Source organism: Acidobacteriota bacterium, assembly GCA_026707545.1.
GTDB lineage: Bacteria > Acidobacteriota > Thermoanaerobaculia > Multivoradales > Multivoraceae > Multivorans.
In genome coordinates, this window is sequence record JAPOWR010000005.1 from 163140 (window position 1) to 177595 (window position 14456).

The 14456-nt window shown below is 69.6% G+C and carries 9 protein-coding genes; 8 read left to right on the forward strand and 1 reads right to left on the reverse strand.

Annotated features, from left to right (window positions below; genetic code table 11):
- Positions 1 to 865 precede the first annotated feature (865 nt).
- Positions 866 to 2908 carry an NAD-dependent DNA ligase LigA gene (gene ligA, locus OXG83_16785; GenBank protein ID MCY3966677.1) on the reverse strand — a complete coding sequence of 681 codons (2043 nt, stop codon included), beginning with the start codon at positions 2906 to 2908 and terminating at the stop codon, positions 866 to 868.
- A gap of 50 nt (positions 2909 to 2958) precedes the next feature.
- Here ligA and OXG83_16790 point away from each other — a divergent pair, with 50 nt between their 5' ends.
- The 8 genes from OXG83_16790 to OXG83_16825 all read left to right on the forward strand — a co-directional run bounded on the left by OXG83_16790 (position 2959) and on the right by OXG83_16825 (position 14432).
- Positions 2959 to 4857 (forward strand): ABC transporter ATP-binding protein, encoded by a 1899-nt coding sequence (locus tag OXG83_16790; GenBank protein ID MCY3966678.1) that lies wholly within the window; start codon positions 2959 to 2961, stop codon positions 4855 to 4857.
- 80 nt (positions 4858 to 4937) lie between these two features.
- Complete coding sequence (locus OXG83_16795; protein ID MCY3966679.1) at positions 4938 to 6614, forward strand: AMP-binding protein; 1677 nt, start codon at positions 4938 to 4940, stop codon at positions 6612 to 6614.
- A gap of 8 nt (positions 6615 to 6622) precedes the next feature.
- Positions 6623 to 6853, forward strand: coding sequence for a phosphopantetheine-binding protein (locus OXG83_16800; protein MCY3966680.1), 231 nt, complete (start codon positions 6623 to 6625; stop codon positions 6851 to 6853).
- The gene (locus OXG83_16805; protein ID MCY3966681.1) at positions 6850 to 7518 is read left to right on the forward strand and encodes a DUF374 domain-containing protein; all 669 of its coding nucleotides are present in this window, start codon (positions 6850 to 6852) and stop codon (positions 7516 to 7518) included. The genes OXG83_16800 and OXG83_16805 overlap by 4 nt, the downstream gene beginning before the upstream one ends.
- Positions 7519 to 7673: 155 nt before the next feature.
- A complete protein-coding gene (locus tag OXG83_16810) occupies positions 7674 to 10136 on the forward strand; it encodes a hypothetical protein (protein ID MCY3966682.1) in 2463 nt (820 codons plus the stop codon).
- A gap of 121 nt (positions 10137 to 10257) precedes the next feature.
- Complete coding sequence (locus OXG83_16815) at positions 10258 to 11454, forward strand: hypothetical protein (GenBank protein MCY3966683.1); 1197 nt, start codon at positions 10258 to 10260, stop codon at positions 11452 to 11454.
- Between the two features lie 141 nt (positions 11455 to 11595).
- Positions 11596 to 12840: a hypothetical protein gene (locus OXG83_16820; GenBank protein ID MCY3966684.1), complete on the forward strand. Its 1245-nt coding sequence runs from the start codon at positions 11596 to 11598 to the stop codon at positions 12838 to 12840.
- On the forward strand, positions 12828 to 14432 hold the full coding sequence (locus tag OXG83_16825) for a hypothetical protein (protein ID MCY3966685.1): 1605 nt from the start codon (positions 12828 to 12830) through the stop codon (positions 14430 to 14432). Before OXG83_16820 ends, OXG83_16825 begins: the two co-directional genes overlap by 13 nt.
- Positions 14433 to 14456 lie beyond the last annotated feature (24 nt).

The following is a 14456-nucleotide window of genomic DNA, read 5'->3' on the forward strand; positions in this document are numbered from 1 at the left end:
ACCCCCGCTACCCGTTCCTGTGGGAGGAGGGCGCTGGTTCCCAGCCGGCTGCCCGGTGGCATGCGGAAGGTGAAGGGCCGGTGCAGTACCTGAGCGATACGCCCGACGGTGCGTGGGCCGAGTTTCTTCGACACGAGGACATTCGCGATCCCGAAGAGTTCTCCTACATACGCAGGTCGCTTTGGGCAGTCGACATTGGGTCGGAACACTTGGCCAGTGCCGAGTTGCCTGCGGAAACCCTGACCGGCGACGCCAGGTCGTACTGTGCATGCAGGGAAGAGGCACGGCGCCTGCGCTCGGCGGGGTCTTCGGGTTTCAAGGCGCGATCTGCAGCGCTGAGGCCGGGGACGGCCGGAGGATGGCGTGTGGACGCGGGCCTGCGGCCGGGCGCTGAACGGGACGGCCAGACGATCGTCCTGTTCGGTGGAAGGCCGGACTTGACCGGGTGGCGGACGGTGTTCGCGGGCAGGCCGGATGAGGCGCTGTTAGCTGCTGTTCGCTTTCTGAGCCCGGGTTAGCCGGGGCGGGCTCGCTCGAGCGATCGGCTGCGGTCGCCGCTTCGCGGCGGCAGTGTTTCTGGCCGCCTTCGGCGGCGAGCGGACCAGAAGGTCCGCGCACCCAGAGCACGGCTTTGTCCGGTGGGAGGCTCTCTACCGCAAGCCCTTTGCCCGCAGTGACGCCATGTCATCCGCATGTAGAGAACTCCGCCACATCGTTGCGGTTCTCTGGGTGCGCGGACCTTCTGGTCCGCTCGGGGCGGAGCCGCGGAGCGGCGCAGCCCCAAGAGAAACAGCCGCCGGCCAACGGCCGGCGACCTTCGACCTTCCGCCGCATCCATGCGCCGCCGCGAGGCGGCGTGCGCGAGTCAGGGACCAGCGCCGGCCAGCAGCTCCTCCAGCCCCGCCTGGTCCAGTACCTCGACACCCAACTGCTCCGCCTTCCGTAGCTTCGAGCCGGCGTTCTCGCCGGCGACGAGGAAGTCGGTCCGACCGCTCACCGAACCTGTGACCTTGCCGCCGAGGGCCTTGATCCGGGCGCCGGCTTCGTTGCGGGTCATGCCTTCGAGAGAGCCGGTCAGGACGAAGACCTTGCCTTCCAGCGGCTGGTCGGCGCCGTCGTCGGCAGCCGCCTCCTCCTCCTCCTCGAACTCGAGACCCGCTTCCTTCAGACGGCGGAGCAGGTCCTGGTTTCGTTCGGAGTCGAAGAAGGCCCGGACCGATTCCGCGATCCGCCCGCCGATCTCGTCGACTTCCTCCAGCTCCTCGGCCGACGCTTCGGCCAGGCCGTCGACGGTTCGGAAGCGACGGGCGAGGAGGGATGCCGTGCTGTCGCCGACGAAGCGGATGCCGAGGGCGTAGATCAGGCGGCTGAGGGAGCGCTGCTTCGACTCCTCCAGGCTGGCGACAGTGCGCGCCGCCGCCTTCTCGCCCAGCCGGGCGTCGTTCGTCTTCTTCAGATCGGCGAGCTGCTCCACCGTCAGGCCGTAGAGATCCGCCGGGTCGCGGACGATGCCGCCGCCGACGAGTTCCCCGACCAACCAGTCGCCCATGCCCTCGATGTCCATCGCGTTGCGGGAAGCGAAGTGGCGGATCGCCTCGCGGACGACCGCCGGGCAGGCGGCGTTGACGCAGCGGAGCAGCGCCTCCTCCTCCGGTTGGTACAGCTTCTCGTCGCAGACCGGACACTCGGTTGGCGGCGCGAACGGCTGCGACTCCGGTCCCCGCCGCTCCTCGAAGACCGACACGACCTTGGGGATGATGTCGCCGCCCTTCTCGATCACGACCGCGTCGCCCTCCCGGACGTCCTTCCGCGCCAGGTCCTCGTAGTTGTGGAGGGTGGCGCGCTTGACCGTGGTGCCGGCGACCAGCACCGGCTCGAGTTCGGCGACCGGAGTCACGGCACCCGTGCGGCCGACCTGGGCGTTGATCGCTCGCACCACCGTCTCGGCCTGCTCGGCTTCGAACTTGAACGCCACCGCCCAGCGCGGCGCCTTGGCGGTCGCGCCGAGCCGGTCGCGGAGCTCCGGATCGTCCACCTTGACGACGACGCCGTCGATCTCGAAGTCCAGTTCGCCGCGCTTCTCCTGCCACTCAGTGCAGTAGGCGACGACCTCGCCGAGGCCCTTGCAGCGGCGCCATGAATCGTTGACCGGCAGACCGTAGTCAGCCAGGGCAGCGAGGCTCTCGCCATGCGATGGGCGCTCTTCGCCCTCGTCGCCGGCGGGTTGAACCCACTCGTAGCAGGCCACGTCGAGCCGCCTCCGCGCGACGTCCCGGCTGTCGAGCAGGCGCACCGTGCCGGCCGTCGTGTTGCGGGGGTTCGCGTACAGCTCCTGGCCGGCCGCGGCGCGCTGCTCGTTCAGAGCGGCGAACGCACTCCGGCGCATGTAGGTCTCGGCCCGCACGAGCAGCCGGGCGGGCGCCGACGCCGGCAGGCGCAGCGGCAGGGAGCGGATCGTCCGCGCATTCGCCGTCACGAGGTCCCCGACCCGACCGTTGCCCCGGGTCGCGGCCTGGGTCAGCACGCCGTCCTCATAGAGCAGGGACAGCGAGACGCCGTCGACCTTGAGCTCGCAGATGAACTCGAACTCCGTGTCGGGAAGCAGACGGTTCAGCCGCCCGAACCACTCCTCGAGTTCATCGTGGTCGTACGTGTTGTCGAGCGAGAGCATCGGCGGCGTGTGCTCCACCTGCTCGAAGCCCTCGGTCGGCTCGCCCCCGACCCGCTGGGTCGGGCTGTCGGCGGTCCGGAGCTCCGGGTGCTCCTCCTCGATCGCCTGCAGCTCCGCCATCAGGTGGTCGAACTCGCGGTCGCTGATCTCGGGCTTCGCCTCCTGGTAGTAGAGGCGCTCGTGGCGCTGGAGCTCCTCGCGCAGGAACGCTGCCCGGGCTGCTGGTGACTCCGTCATCGTGGACATTCTGGCGCGTTTTGAGGACCGCCGCAGTATGCTGCCCCACCATGGAGTTGGTCGGCTTCTACCTCCGCTACGCCCGCCGTTACCTTCACTGGGGGCTGCTGGCCCTGGCGGGGATCGTGGTGTTCGGCGTCGCCACGCTGGCCTTCATCGGGTTGATCCACCCGATGTTCGAGGAGGTGCTCCTCGCCACCGAGGACGAGATCCAGGAGGTGTCGATCCCCGGTCTTTCTGCCGGCGACGGCGAGGAGGTCGACGGGGCGGTAGCGCGCCTCTTCCAGCCCATTGAGAGCTACACCGCGAGCCTGAAGGCGGCGGCGGGCGATCTCTACGACGACCTGAAGCGGCGGGCGGGCATCGAGGGGCGTAGCGAGGTGTTCTTCGCCCCGGCCCTGATCGTGCTCGTCCTGCTGCTGCGCGGCCTGATGGCGTTCGTGTCGGGCTACTCGTTCCAGCGCGCCGGACTGGGCATCACGACCGACATCCGGAACGACCTCTACCGGCACATCATCCACCAGTCGAGCCGGTTCCATCAGCGCTACACCTCGGGCGAGCTCTACAGCCGGGTGGTCAGCGACGTCTCCAAGCTCCAGAACGCGGTCGCGGCGCGGCTCTTCGACATCTTCATGTCGATCGCGATGCTCCTGTTCTACGGCGCGACGCTGCTGACGATCCACTTCACCCTGGCCGTCGTGTCGCTCTTCGCGGTGCCGCTGTTCGCCTTCCTGCTGGCCCGATTCGGCAAGGGGATGCGCAAGGTCACCTACCGCAGCCAGGAGCGGATGGCCGACCTCTCCGGGCTGTTGACCGAAGGCGTCCGGGGCAACCGGGTGGTCAAGGCGTTCGGCATGGAGGAGTTCGAGTGCGGGCGGTTCGAGCGGGCCACTCGCGGCCACCTGCTCGCCAACCTGAGGGCCCAGTTCCTGTCGACCCTCTCGAGTCCGGTGATCGAGTCGACGGCCGCGGTCGGCGGCGCGGTCCTGGTCGTCTCCGCCGGCCTGATGATTCGTGACGGCCGCCTGACCTTCGCCGACTTCTTCCAGTTCCTGCTCGTGCTCATCATGATGTACGACCCGATCCGCAAGCTGAACAAGGTGAACCTGGTGCTGCAGGAGGCGCTGGCGTGCAGCCACCGGATTCACGGACTGTTGCAGGTCGAGAGCGAGATCGTCGACCGCCCGACCGCACCGCCCGTCTCCGGGCTGGAAGAGGGCGTCCGGTTCGAGGAGGTCTCCTTCGACTACGAGGAGACGGGGCACGGCAAGTCCGTCCTCTCCGGCATCGACCTCGACCTGCGCCGCGGCGAGGTGGTCGCCCTGGTCGGTCCCTCCGGCGCCGGCAAATCGACCCTGGTCAACCTCCTGCCGCGGTTCTTCGACCCGGGTTCGGGCCACGTTCGGATCGACGGCACGGACATCCGCGACCTTTCCCTTGCGAACCTGCGCTCGCTGATCGGCATCGTCACCCAGGAGACCGTGCTGTTCAACGACACGGTGCGCAACAACATCGCCTACGGCCGCGACGATCTGCCCCTGGAGAAGGTGCGGATGGCGGCGGCCGCCGCCTACGCGGACGACTTCATCATGGCGATGCCCGAGGCCTACGACACGGTGATCGGCGAGGGCGGCCAGAACCTCTCCGGCGGCCAGCGCCAGCGACTCGCGATCGCCCGGGCGTTGCTCAAGAACGCCCCCATCCTGATCCTCGACGAGGCGACCTCCCACCTCGACACCGAGTCGGAGGTCGTCGTGCAGCGCGCGATCTACAACCTGATGGAGGGGCGCACGGCGCTCGTCATCGCCCACCGGCTCTCCACCGTCGTCCGCGCGGACCGGATCGTCGTCCTCGACCGCGGCGTCCTGGTCGAAGAGGGAACCCACGAACAACTGCTCGAGTTGGGCGGCGCCTACAAGCGCCTCTACGACCTGCAGTTCCATGGCTGATCCGGGCGCCGCACCACTGGGTGCGCCGGCCTTCTGGCCGGCTTCTGACAAGAGCGCGCCGCGAAGCGGCGACCACCGCGGTGCCGGCAACTAGCCGCGAGCTCCACCCCGAAACCCTCCTGGAGGCCCTCGAACGCGCGGCGTCCGTGTGGCCGCAGCGGGGCATCACCCTGATCGACAGCCGAGGCCGGGTGGAGGGCCGGCGCACGTGGCCGGCGATGCTGAACGAGATCGAGGCCGCCGCCGGCCGCCTCGTCACCCTGGGCGTTCGCCCGGGCGACCGCATCCTGGTGTGCCTGCCGACCTCGTGGCCCTGGTTCGAGGTCTGGTTCGGCGCCGTTCGCCTCGGCGCCCTGCCGGCGGCGGTCGCGCCGCCGCGGGCGCTGGGCTCGCCCCGCAACCAGATCGAGAAGGCGCTCGCGGTGAACGAACTGCTCGACGCCCGCTACATGGTCTGCACCGACCTGGTCAGCGACCAGGTGCAGGAGATCGCCTCCGCCGGACCCGCGAGCGGATCGCGCCCGAACCTGCTCTCGCAGTCCGCCGTGGCCGCGACGAGTCCGTCGCCGTTGCCGGACACCCGGCCGCCGCGCGGCGACGAGCCGGCCTTCCTGCAGATGACCAGCGGTTCGACCGGCCGCCAGCGAGCCGTCGTCGTGGGCCACGCCGCGGCTACCTGGAGCGCCCGGGCCAGCATGGAGGCGGTGGCGATTCCGCGCGGCGGAGAACTGATGGACGCCCTCGTCGGCTGGCTGCCGCTCTACCACGACATGGGCCTGGGAGGCTGCCTGCTCGGCTCGCTCCTGACCGGTGCCGACCTGATCATGCTGAACCCGCGCGCCTTCCTGGCACGGCCCTGGGTCTGGCTCGAGCAGTTCCGGCGCACGAAGACCGCGATGTCGGCCGCCCCGAACTTCTCCTTCCGCCAGTGCGTCGAGCGGATCGGCGACGATCGCCTCCGGACCCTCGACCTGAGCGGCTGGCGCGACGTGTGCAGCGGCTCTGAGATGGTGCGGCAGGCGACGATGGCCGAGTTTGGCAGCCGCTTCGAGGCCGCCGGCCTCGATCCGGGCGCGCTCCGCGCCGCCTACGGCATGGCCGAGAACACCCTGCTCATCTCGATCAGCCAGACCGTCGACGGCCTGCACACCGCGGCGCCGGCCGGCGGCGGACCCGAAGTGACCTCGAACGGCCCGCCGATGGAGGGCACCGAGATCGAGATCGCGGCGCCCGACGGGCGGCCGCTGCCGCCCGGCGAAGTGGGCGAGATCCGGCTGCGGTCGCCGTCGGTCATGCTGGGGTACTGGGACGACCCGGAAGCGACGGCGGAGGTGCTGCGCGACGGCTGGCTCTACACCGGCGACCTCGGCTTCCTGAGCGCGGCCGGCGAGGTCCACATCACCGGCCGCACGAAGGAAGTGCTGATCCTGGGCGGTTCGAACCTGATGCCGCAGGAGATCGAGTGGGTGGCGGAGTCCGTCCTCGGTACCGGCGGGCGGGAACGCGCCGCGGCCTTCTCGGTCGACGGGGTGCACGGCGAACGCGCGGTCCTGGTCATGGAGACCGGCGGCGCCGGCGACACGACCGGCCTGCTGAAGAGCGAAGTCGGCCGCAGCGTCGGCCGCGCCCTGGGCATTCAGCTCGCCGATCTGCTCCTGGTGCGCCGGGGTAGGATTCCGCGGACCAGCAGCGGCAAGGTCCGGCGGCGGTCGCTCCGCGAGCAGTACCTTCGCGGCGATCTTGCGGCCGACTTCTGAATCGAGCAATGGACCCAAGTGCGGCGGCGAGCAAGGTACTGGCGCGGGCGAGCGGCCGGGACGAAGCCGACCTGCGCCCCGAGTTCGACCTCGTCGCCGACCTCGGCATCGACTCTCCCAAGCAGCTCGAACTCCTGATCGAGCTGGAAGAGGCTCTCAAGGTGGAGATCAGCGACGAAGACGCGGCCGCCATGGAGACCGTCGGCGATGTGCTCGACTACGCCGCCGGCGTCGGTTGAAGGTACGCGGCGCCGCCCTGCCGGCCGCCGCCGTGGCGGTCCGCCTCCTCTCCCAGACCCTCGTCGCGACCTATCGTCTGCACCGCCTCGAAGGCGCTGGGCACCTCGAACGCGCTCTCGAGCCGCCGGCCATGCTCGCCTGCTGGCACGAGCAGTTGGCGCTCTCCCTCGTGCTGGTGCGCCGGCGCCTGCTCCCGGCGGGCGGCCCGGTGTCCATCCTCGCCAGCCACTCCGCCGACGGTGAGCTGGCGGCCCGCGTCGCCAGGGCCTGGGGCATTCGCGTCACCCGGGGTTCGACATCACGCGGCGGGCGCGAGGCGGCGCTCGCCCTCTACCGCGAGCTGGTCAAGCAGCGGTCGACCCTGCTGTTCATGCCCGACGGTCCGCGCGGACCGGCGCGCACGCCGAAGGCCGGGGGCATCGTGCTGGCCGCCATGTCCGGCGCGCCGATCGTCCCCGCCGGCCTCGCGGTGGACCGCGGCCTGAGGCTCCGTAGCTGGGACCGCATGATCGTCGGGGCCCCGTTCAGCCGCGTCGCGGTCGCGGTCGGAGAACCGATCGTGCTCTCCCGCGCCTCGACCGACGCGGAGCGCGAGGAGGCTCGCGTCGAGTTCGGCGCGAGGCTCGACGACCTGACGGCTCGCGCCCGCCGGCTCCTGGCCTGAGCCGGAATCCGGCCGCGGCAGCCGGTGTTGAAGGCTGTGTTCCTCGGCCCGACAACACCCGCAAACCCGCGAGAATGCTAGAATCCGACGGCTTTCGCCCTGCGCTTCGGCGTCTGGGTGTGGCTTGTGCTATGTACAGCCATCGTCTAATCGACATGTCTCTCCGCCGCGGCGGCCCGCGCCGGCGCCGTGCCGCGCTGCCCGCCGCGCTGGGCGCGGTGCTGATCGCGGTGGCCCTCGCCCCGGCGCCGGCCGCGGCGACGGTCTACGTCATGCCGACCGACGAGGCGATGGTCACCCGCTCTCCGGTGATCGTCTTCGGCGAGGTCCTGGCCACGGAGCCGGCGCCCGTGGGAGGACCTTTCGCCACCGACCTGATGTTCCAGATCGAGGAGGTGCTGAAGGGCTTCGTCCCGGGCAGCACGATCGTCGTCCGGCAACCGGGCGGAGTCGGTCCCGGCGGCATCGCCGGCCGCGTGATCGGCGCGCCGGTGCTCGCCGAGGGGGACCGGGTGCTGCTCTTCCTCGATCCGGTCGAGGGTGTCTACCGCAGCGTCGAACTGGCGATGGGCATCTTCTTCGAGGTTCCGGCAGGCGACCGGGTGCTGCTGTTGCGCGATCTGACGGAGGAGTTGGTGCTGCCGAAACCGGGGGGGCCGGCTGCCGGCACGGCCACCGGCCCGCGGGACGGTGACCGTTTTCGCCGCTGGATCGCCGACCGCGCGGCGGGTGTGCTGCGCGAGCCCGACTACGTCGCGACCGACCTGCCGGATGGCCTGGCCTCGGTCGTCTCGGACTTCCGCCTGATCGTGGCCCCCGGCGGCTGCGAGGATCCCGGCGCCCGCCTCCGCTGGCGCAACTTCGACCGGGGCGGGACCCTGGGCCTCGTCGTCCACCGTCGAGGCCAGCCCGGTGCTCCGGCCAACGGCCATCCGCAGGTGCTGGCGGGAATGAGGGTCTGGAACCAGGATCCGAGAAGCCGGGTCCGGCTGGTGCGCAGCGGCCTGTCGGACGAAGAGTTCTCGCTCGCTCTGGACGACGTGAACAGCATCACCTTCGAGGATCCGATGGATGAGATCCCCGGCTCCTTCGATCCCTCCCTGGGCGGGACGCTCGCGGTCACGTACTCGTACTTCTCCTGCGGGGCGTCCACCCCGCCGCACCGGGTTCCGGGGCTGGGGCGAGTGGAGGCCTACGAGTTCCTGGAGGCGAACATCACGACCCAGGACGGGTACCAGGACTGGTTGGACATGGTGGAGGATCCCGGCCTGGCCCACGAGGAGATCATGGGCCACGAGCTGGGCCACGTGCTCGGGATCTCCCACCCCTGCGGCGACGAAGCGAGCGGTGCCTGTGACAGCAGGACCATCGAGGCGCTCATGCGCGGGTACGTCCATGACGACGGCCGCGGGGCCGCACTGAACTCCGACGATCGCGCGGCGGTCCGCGCCCTCTACCCGGAGATCGGTCCGATCGGCCCGATCGGTCCCATGGCGGCGAGCGATCTGACCGTCACCGCGATCAGCCAGAACGAGCTGGAGCTGCGCTGGCGCGACGTCTCCCACGACGAGAGCGCCTTCGACATCTACGAGCGGATGGTCGACAGCGACTTCGAGCGCATCGCGACCCTCGAGCGGAACAGCACCTCGGTCATCATCCAGAACATCCCGCCCGCGACCTACCGCGCCTACCAGGTCGTGGCGCGGAACAGCCGCGGCAGCGCCGATCCGACGCCGGAAGCGGGCGCCACGACCTTCGCCGAAGTCGCCGAATGCGTGGAGGACGGCGACACCCTGTGCCTGAACGAAGGACGCTTCCGGGTCGAAGTGCGCTGGGAGACCGCCGACCGGGGCGATCGGGCCGAAGCCGTGTCCCTGAACAACGACACCGGCGACTTCTGGTTCTTCTCGCCGGACAACGTCGAACTCATGGTCAAGGTCCTGGACGGCTGCGCGTTCAACGAGCGCTACTGGGTGTACGCCGGCGGCCTGACCGACGTCAAGGTCATCATGACCGTGATCGACTCCGACACCGGAGTCGCCGCGACGTACTACAACCCGCCGGGCACACCCTTCGTACCGGTCGGGGACACGAAGTCCTTCGCCGTCTGCTCCCAGGGCGGGAACCTGTACGGTCAGAGCCGGTTCCTGCTGACGTCGGGCGAGATGGAATCGGTGCGCGGAGGCACGGATCGGGCGTCCCGCTCCGCCGAGCTGCCCGCCTGGGCGTTCCGCCCCGGCCAGGTCGCGTTGCCGCAGGAAGCCGGCGCCTGCGAGGCCGACGATCGGACGCTGTGCCTCGAGGGTGGCCGCTTCGCGGTCCGCGCCCGCTGGGAGACGGCGGACCGCGGCGGCGACGCGAAAGGCTTGCGGCGCACGCGGGATACCGGCCTCTACTGGTTCTTCGGGTCGAACAACCTGGAGATGATGATCAAGGTGCTCGACGGATGCGCGATCAACGGCCACCGCTGGGTGTTCGCGGGCGGTTTGACCGACGTGGGCGTGACGATGACCGTCACCGACAGCGAGACGGGCGAGGAGATGACCTGGGAGAACCCTGCCGGCACGCTGTTCGAGCCGATCCAGGACGTGAAGGCGTTCTCCTGTTCGGCCCGGTAGCCGCTCGCTCTGACGCAGCCCGCTTCCGAGCCGATTTGCCTTTTGCTATAAATTGGGCGTAATCTACTGACAGGCCTACACTTCTCACCCAACGCCGGTGGCGCACCGGAAAGGGAAAACCATGAGACTGAGCAACCGCCGCATCGTTCGAAGCCTGACTTGCCTGACGGTCCTGCTGGTGTGCGCCTCGGCGCCGCTCGCGGCCCAGCAGGGAATCGACCTGCTGGACGCGGAGCAGGTCCTGGGGCGCGCCGCGCCGGGCGCCAAGCCGGCGGAAGCCAAGACCACGGTACGGGTTTCACTGAGCGATGACCCGGAACGCGTGGTGCTGGCGACACATGATCAGGAGACCTACAAGTACGACGACGGGGACTTCGAGAACTACGAGGACACCTACAACCCGTTCAACGCTCTCGAACCGTATGCCACGGAGTACGCCCAGCGCTTCAATCTGCGCCGTAGCGGCACGGTCGTAAGCGTCCATGTCTGCTTCGACCGCCCGGACAACGTGGCGACCCGGAGCGTTGCCTTCGACGTGGTGTTCTACGGCGACGACGAGGACAGAAACGACAATCCAATCCCCGGCCGCCGAAGCCCTCTCCGCTACCAGCCGGAATCGACGATCTCCCAGAGGGGAGGGCAGCGGTGCATCAATGTCGGCAGCGCGGTTGCGGGCAAGACCCTCAGGCGCGGCGCGCACTGGATCGGTATCGCGGTGGAGCGCAGCATCAACAAGCGTCTCGGCGAGGACCAGTACACGACCGACGACCCCCTCCCGACCGACTCCGACGACATCGAGACGGAACTGGCGACGCGAACCCGGCAAGACGAGGACGACGATTGGGGAGACTGGATGGCCCACGGCGCGGGCACGCGCAGGACGATCAAGGCCTACGGCATCCGCATGGTCGTCGATCATTCCGACCACACGACTCCGACTCCCGATCCCGGTCCCGATCCGACTCCCGATCCCGGTCCAGCTCCCGCGATGACCTGCAGCGGTGGCACCTGCCAGTTGGAGGACGGCCGCTTCCGCGTACGGACGCGGTACGTGCTCGCCGGCATGCCGGGCCAGACAGCCGAAGGGACCATGTCGGGCGGCGCCGGGCTGTTCACCTTCGGCGGCGATGATCCGGAGCTGCTGGTGCGGATGGTCGACGACTGCGGCGGCAGCGGCTACTGGATGCTCTACGCCGGCGCCGCGACGGACGCGGACTACGCCATCGCCATCCGGGACACGATGAGCAACACGCTCAGATGGTTCCGGGCACGCGCCGGGGGGTCGATCCGCGACATGGCCTTCGCCTGCGCGAACTAAGGCAACAAGACCTGGAACAGCGGGCCGGCCGGTTTCGGCCCGCTGCATGAGGTACGCGGCCTTTTTTGGGCCGCGTACCTCGCCTCTTCGCCGTGAAGAGCGGTCGTCTGGCACGCCGCGTGCAAAGCTCTCGGTGGGCAGATGACCGTTCACGATCACCGAAGGGGGCTCGTCGTGGTGCACCGGATGCTGGATCGTCCTTCTTCCGTCTTTCTCGCCGCCCTGCTTGTCGTGTCCGCGGCCCCGCTCGCGGCGCAGGGTGGCCGCGACCTGCTCGCTCCGGAGCCGCCCGTGCGCGTCGGGGCGGTTCGCTCGGGACTCGCCCCGCGGGCCGCGGATGTCCCGGTCTCGGTGCGGGTCCGGGATGTGCGCTCGACGTACCGCGATGCGGTCGGTGTCCCGCTGGCGGCCACCGAGCTGTACCAGTACGACGACGACGAGTTCGAAGCGGACCTGTACCTGGTCGACTCCGAAACCGATGAACCGCTGTTCGAGTTCGAACTCGCTCAGCGCTTTCGCCTGTCCGGGCCGGGGACGGTCGCCTACGCGGTCATCTGCATGGGGCGCGGAATAGACGACACGAACCCCGACGTGGACTTCGGGCTCAACTTCTACTCCGACGCCGGCAGCACGCCCGAATCCCTGCTGGGCGCGTTCGAGGGGACAGTGCAGATCGAGCAACCCGGAAGGTACTCCTGCTTCACCCTTCGCGGCGCCGTACAGGGCCTCGCGCTCGATGGCGGCCCGGTCTGGGTCGCCGTCTCGTGGCTGCGGGCGACGCCGGTGGACAACACGAAGTTCCTGATGGCGGACGAGAACGGGCCCGGCGGCGGCAGGCGTGCCTTCCGGGCGCGCGTGGCCGAGGGCGAGGACTGGACAGACTGGGCGGCCGATACCGGTGCGGACATCAAGGCCTACGGCATCCGGCTGGCCGTCGACCACCCCGACCCCGCCCCGGATCCGGAACCTGATCCCGACCCGGACCCAGAGCCGGATCCCGACCCCGATCCCGAGCCTCCGACCGAAGAGGGCTACACGAACTGCGAGCCCCAGACGACGCCGCTCGTGTTCGACGGCGGCTACGGCGTCGGGCTCTGCTACGAAACGCCGTCCGGCCAAATCGGCGAGGGCAAGGGCGGTATCTGGGCCTCGGGCGAGTCCGGCCTGCTCTGGTTCTTCAGCCGCGGCAACGCGGAAGTGCTGGTCAAGGTGCTGAACGGTTGCGCCCACAACGGCCATCGCTGGGTGTTCGTGGCGCCGGTCACCGACGTGGCCTTCAATCTCTACGTGACGGACGGGGAGAGCGAACGCTGGTCGCACCGCAACCGGCAGGGACAGGTTGCCGTCCCCGCGAGGGATACGTTCGCCTTCCCATGCCGCGAGTAGCACCGCTTCCACTCCTGTTCGCCTTCCTCGTGGCGGCCCCCGCCACCGCCACGGTCTACGTCCTGCCGACCGACGAGTCGATGGTCGAGCGTTCGCCGGTCATCGTGTTCGGCGAGGTCCGGTCCGTTGTACCGGCGTTCGGTGTGGACCGGCCGTCGACGGACTACGCGGTCGAAGTCGAGGACGTGCTGAAGGGCTTCGTCCCGGGCGGCACGATCCTCGTTCGTCAGCCGGGCGGTGTCGGGCCGGACGGCGTGGCGATGAGGATTCTCGGCCTGCCGATGCTGGCCGAGGGCGACCGGGTCCTCCTCTTCCTCGAACCGACGGACGGTGTCTACCGTCCCGTCGAGTTCGGTCTCGGCCTGTTCTTCGAGGTCCGGGCGGGGGACCGCGTCCTGCTCGCGGGCGAGCCGAACCGCCGGCCCCGCGACGCGGACCGGTTTCGCCGCTGGATCGCCGACCGCGTCGCGGGCACGGACCGGCCGGCCGACTACTTCGAGGCCGATTGGCCGGCCGGGCCCCTGGGGGTCGCCGAGCCGTTCCGGCTCACCAGGAGTCCGCCTTCGTGCTTCCACGACGGTCTCGCGCTGAGGTGGCGAGAGTTCGACCGGGAGCGCAGCGTCGGCGTGACCGTCCAGGCGAGCGGTCAGCCCGGGGTACGCGGCGGCGGTCTGACCGAGGTGCGCACGGCGATCCGCGCCTGGAACGACGATCCGGCGAGCCGGGCGAACCTGGTCCTTCGCGGCACGTTGGACACGGAGTTCCGGACCGACGAGGTCGACGGAGTGAACTCGATCTCCTACGAGGATCCGTTCGACGAGATCCCGGGCTCGTATCGGCATGGCCAGGGCGGCACGATCGCGATCACGTACACCTTCTTCCACTGCCACTCGGGCATCACGCCGCACGAAGTTCCGGGGAACGAGGAGGTCGAGGCGCTCGCGATCGTCGAGGCGAACGTCACGACGCAGGACGGCTACCGGGAGTGGCTGAGAGCGACGTCGAATCCGCGCAAGGCCCACGAAGAGATCATGGGTCACGAACTGGGTCACGTTCTGGGGATCTCTCACCCGTGCGGCGACAGCGCGAGCGGTGCCTGCGACAGCGTGACCGTCCAGGCGCTGATGCGCGCCTACGCCCACGGAGATGGCCGAGGGGCGGCGCTGAACAGTGACGATCGTGCCGCGGTACGCGAGCTGTACCCGCTTACGGACCCCTTCGCTCCGCCCGCGGGACGGGGCTTCACGCAGTGCCGTCCGCAGACCACGCCACTCGTGTTCGAGGGGGGTTACGAGGTACGAATGTGCTACGAGACACCGTCCGGCGAAATCGGCGAGGCGAAGTCCGGCATCTGGGCGTCGTCGGAGTCGGGTCTGCTCTGGTTCTTCAGCCGCGGCAACGCGGAGGTCCTGATCAAGGTGCTCGACGGATGCCGCTTCAACGGGCACCGCTGGGTGTTCGTCGCGCCGGTGACCGACGTCGCCTTCAATCTCTACGTCACAGATGGCGGCGACCGCACCTGGAGCCATCACAACCGCCAGGGCGAGACCGCGTCGGCCCGTAGCGACACGTTCGCGTTCCGTTGCCAGTGACCGTTCGCTGCTTCGTCCCCGTCC

What these genes read in the sequence shown, in the direction of transcription:
- OXG83_16820 (MCY3966684.1), top strand. Translation starts at nt 11,596, where the DNA reads ATGACCGTTCACGATCACCGAAGGGGGCTCGTCGTGGTGCACCGGATG.
- OXG83_16825 (MCY3966685.1), top strand. Translation starts at nt 12,828, where the DNA reads ATGCCGCGAGTAGCACCGCTTCCACTCCTGTTCGCCTTCCTCGTGGCG.
- OXG83_16800 (MCY3966680.1), top strand. Translation starts at nt 6,623, where the DNA reads ATGGACCCAAGTGCGGCGGCGAGCAAGGTACTGGCGCGGGCGAGCGGC.
- OXG83_16810 (MCY3966682.1), top strand. Translation starts at nt 7,674, where the DNA reads ATGTCTCTCCGCCGCGGCGGCCCGCGCCGGCGCCGTGCCGCGCTGCCC.
- OXG83_16790 (MCY3966678.1), top strand. Translation starts at nt 2,959, where the DNA reads ATGGAGTTGGTCGGCTTCTACCTCCGCTACGCCCGCCGTTACCTTCAC.
- OXG83_16815 (MCY3966683.1), top strand. Translation starts at nt 10,258, where the DNA reads ATGAGACTGAGCAACCGCCGCATCGTTCGAAGCCTGACTTGCCTGACG.
- ligA (MCY3966677.1), bottom strand. Translation starts at nt 2,908, where the DNA reads ATGACGGAGTCACCAGCAGCCCGGGCAGCGTTCCTGCGCGAGGAGCTC.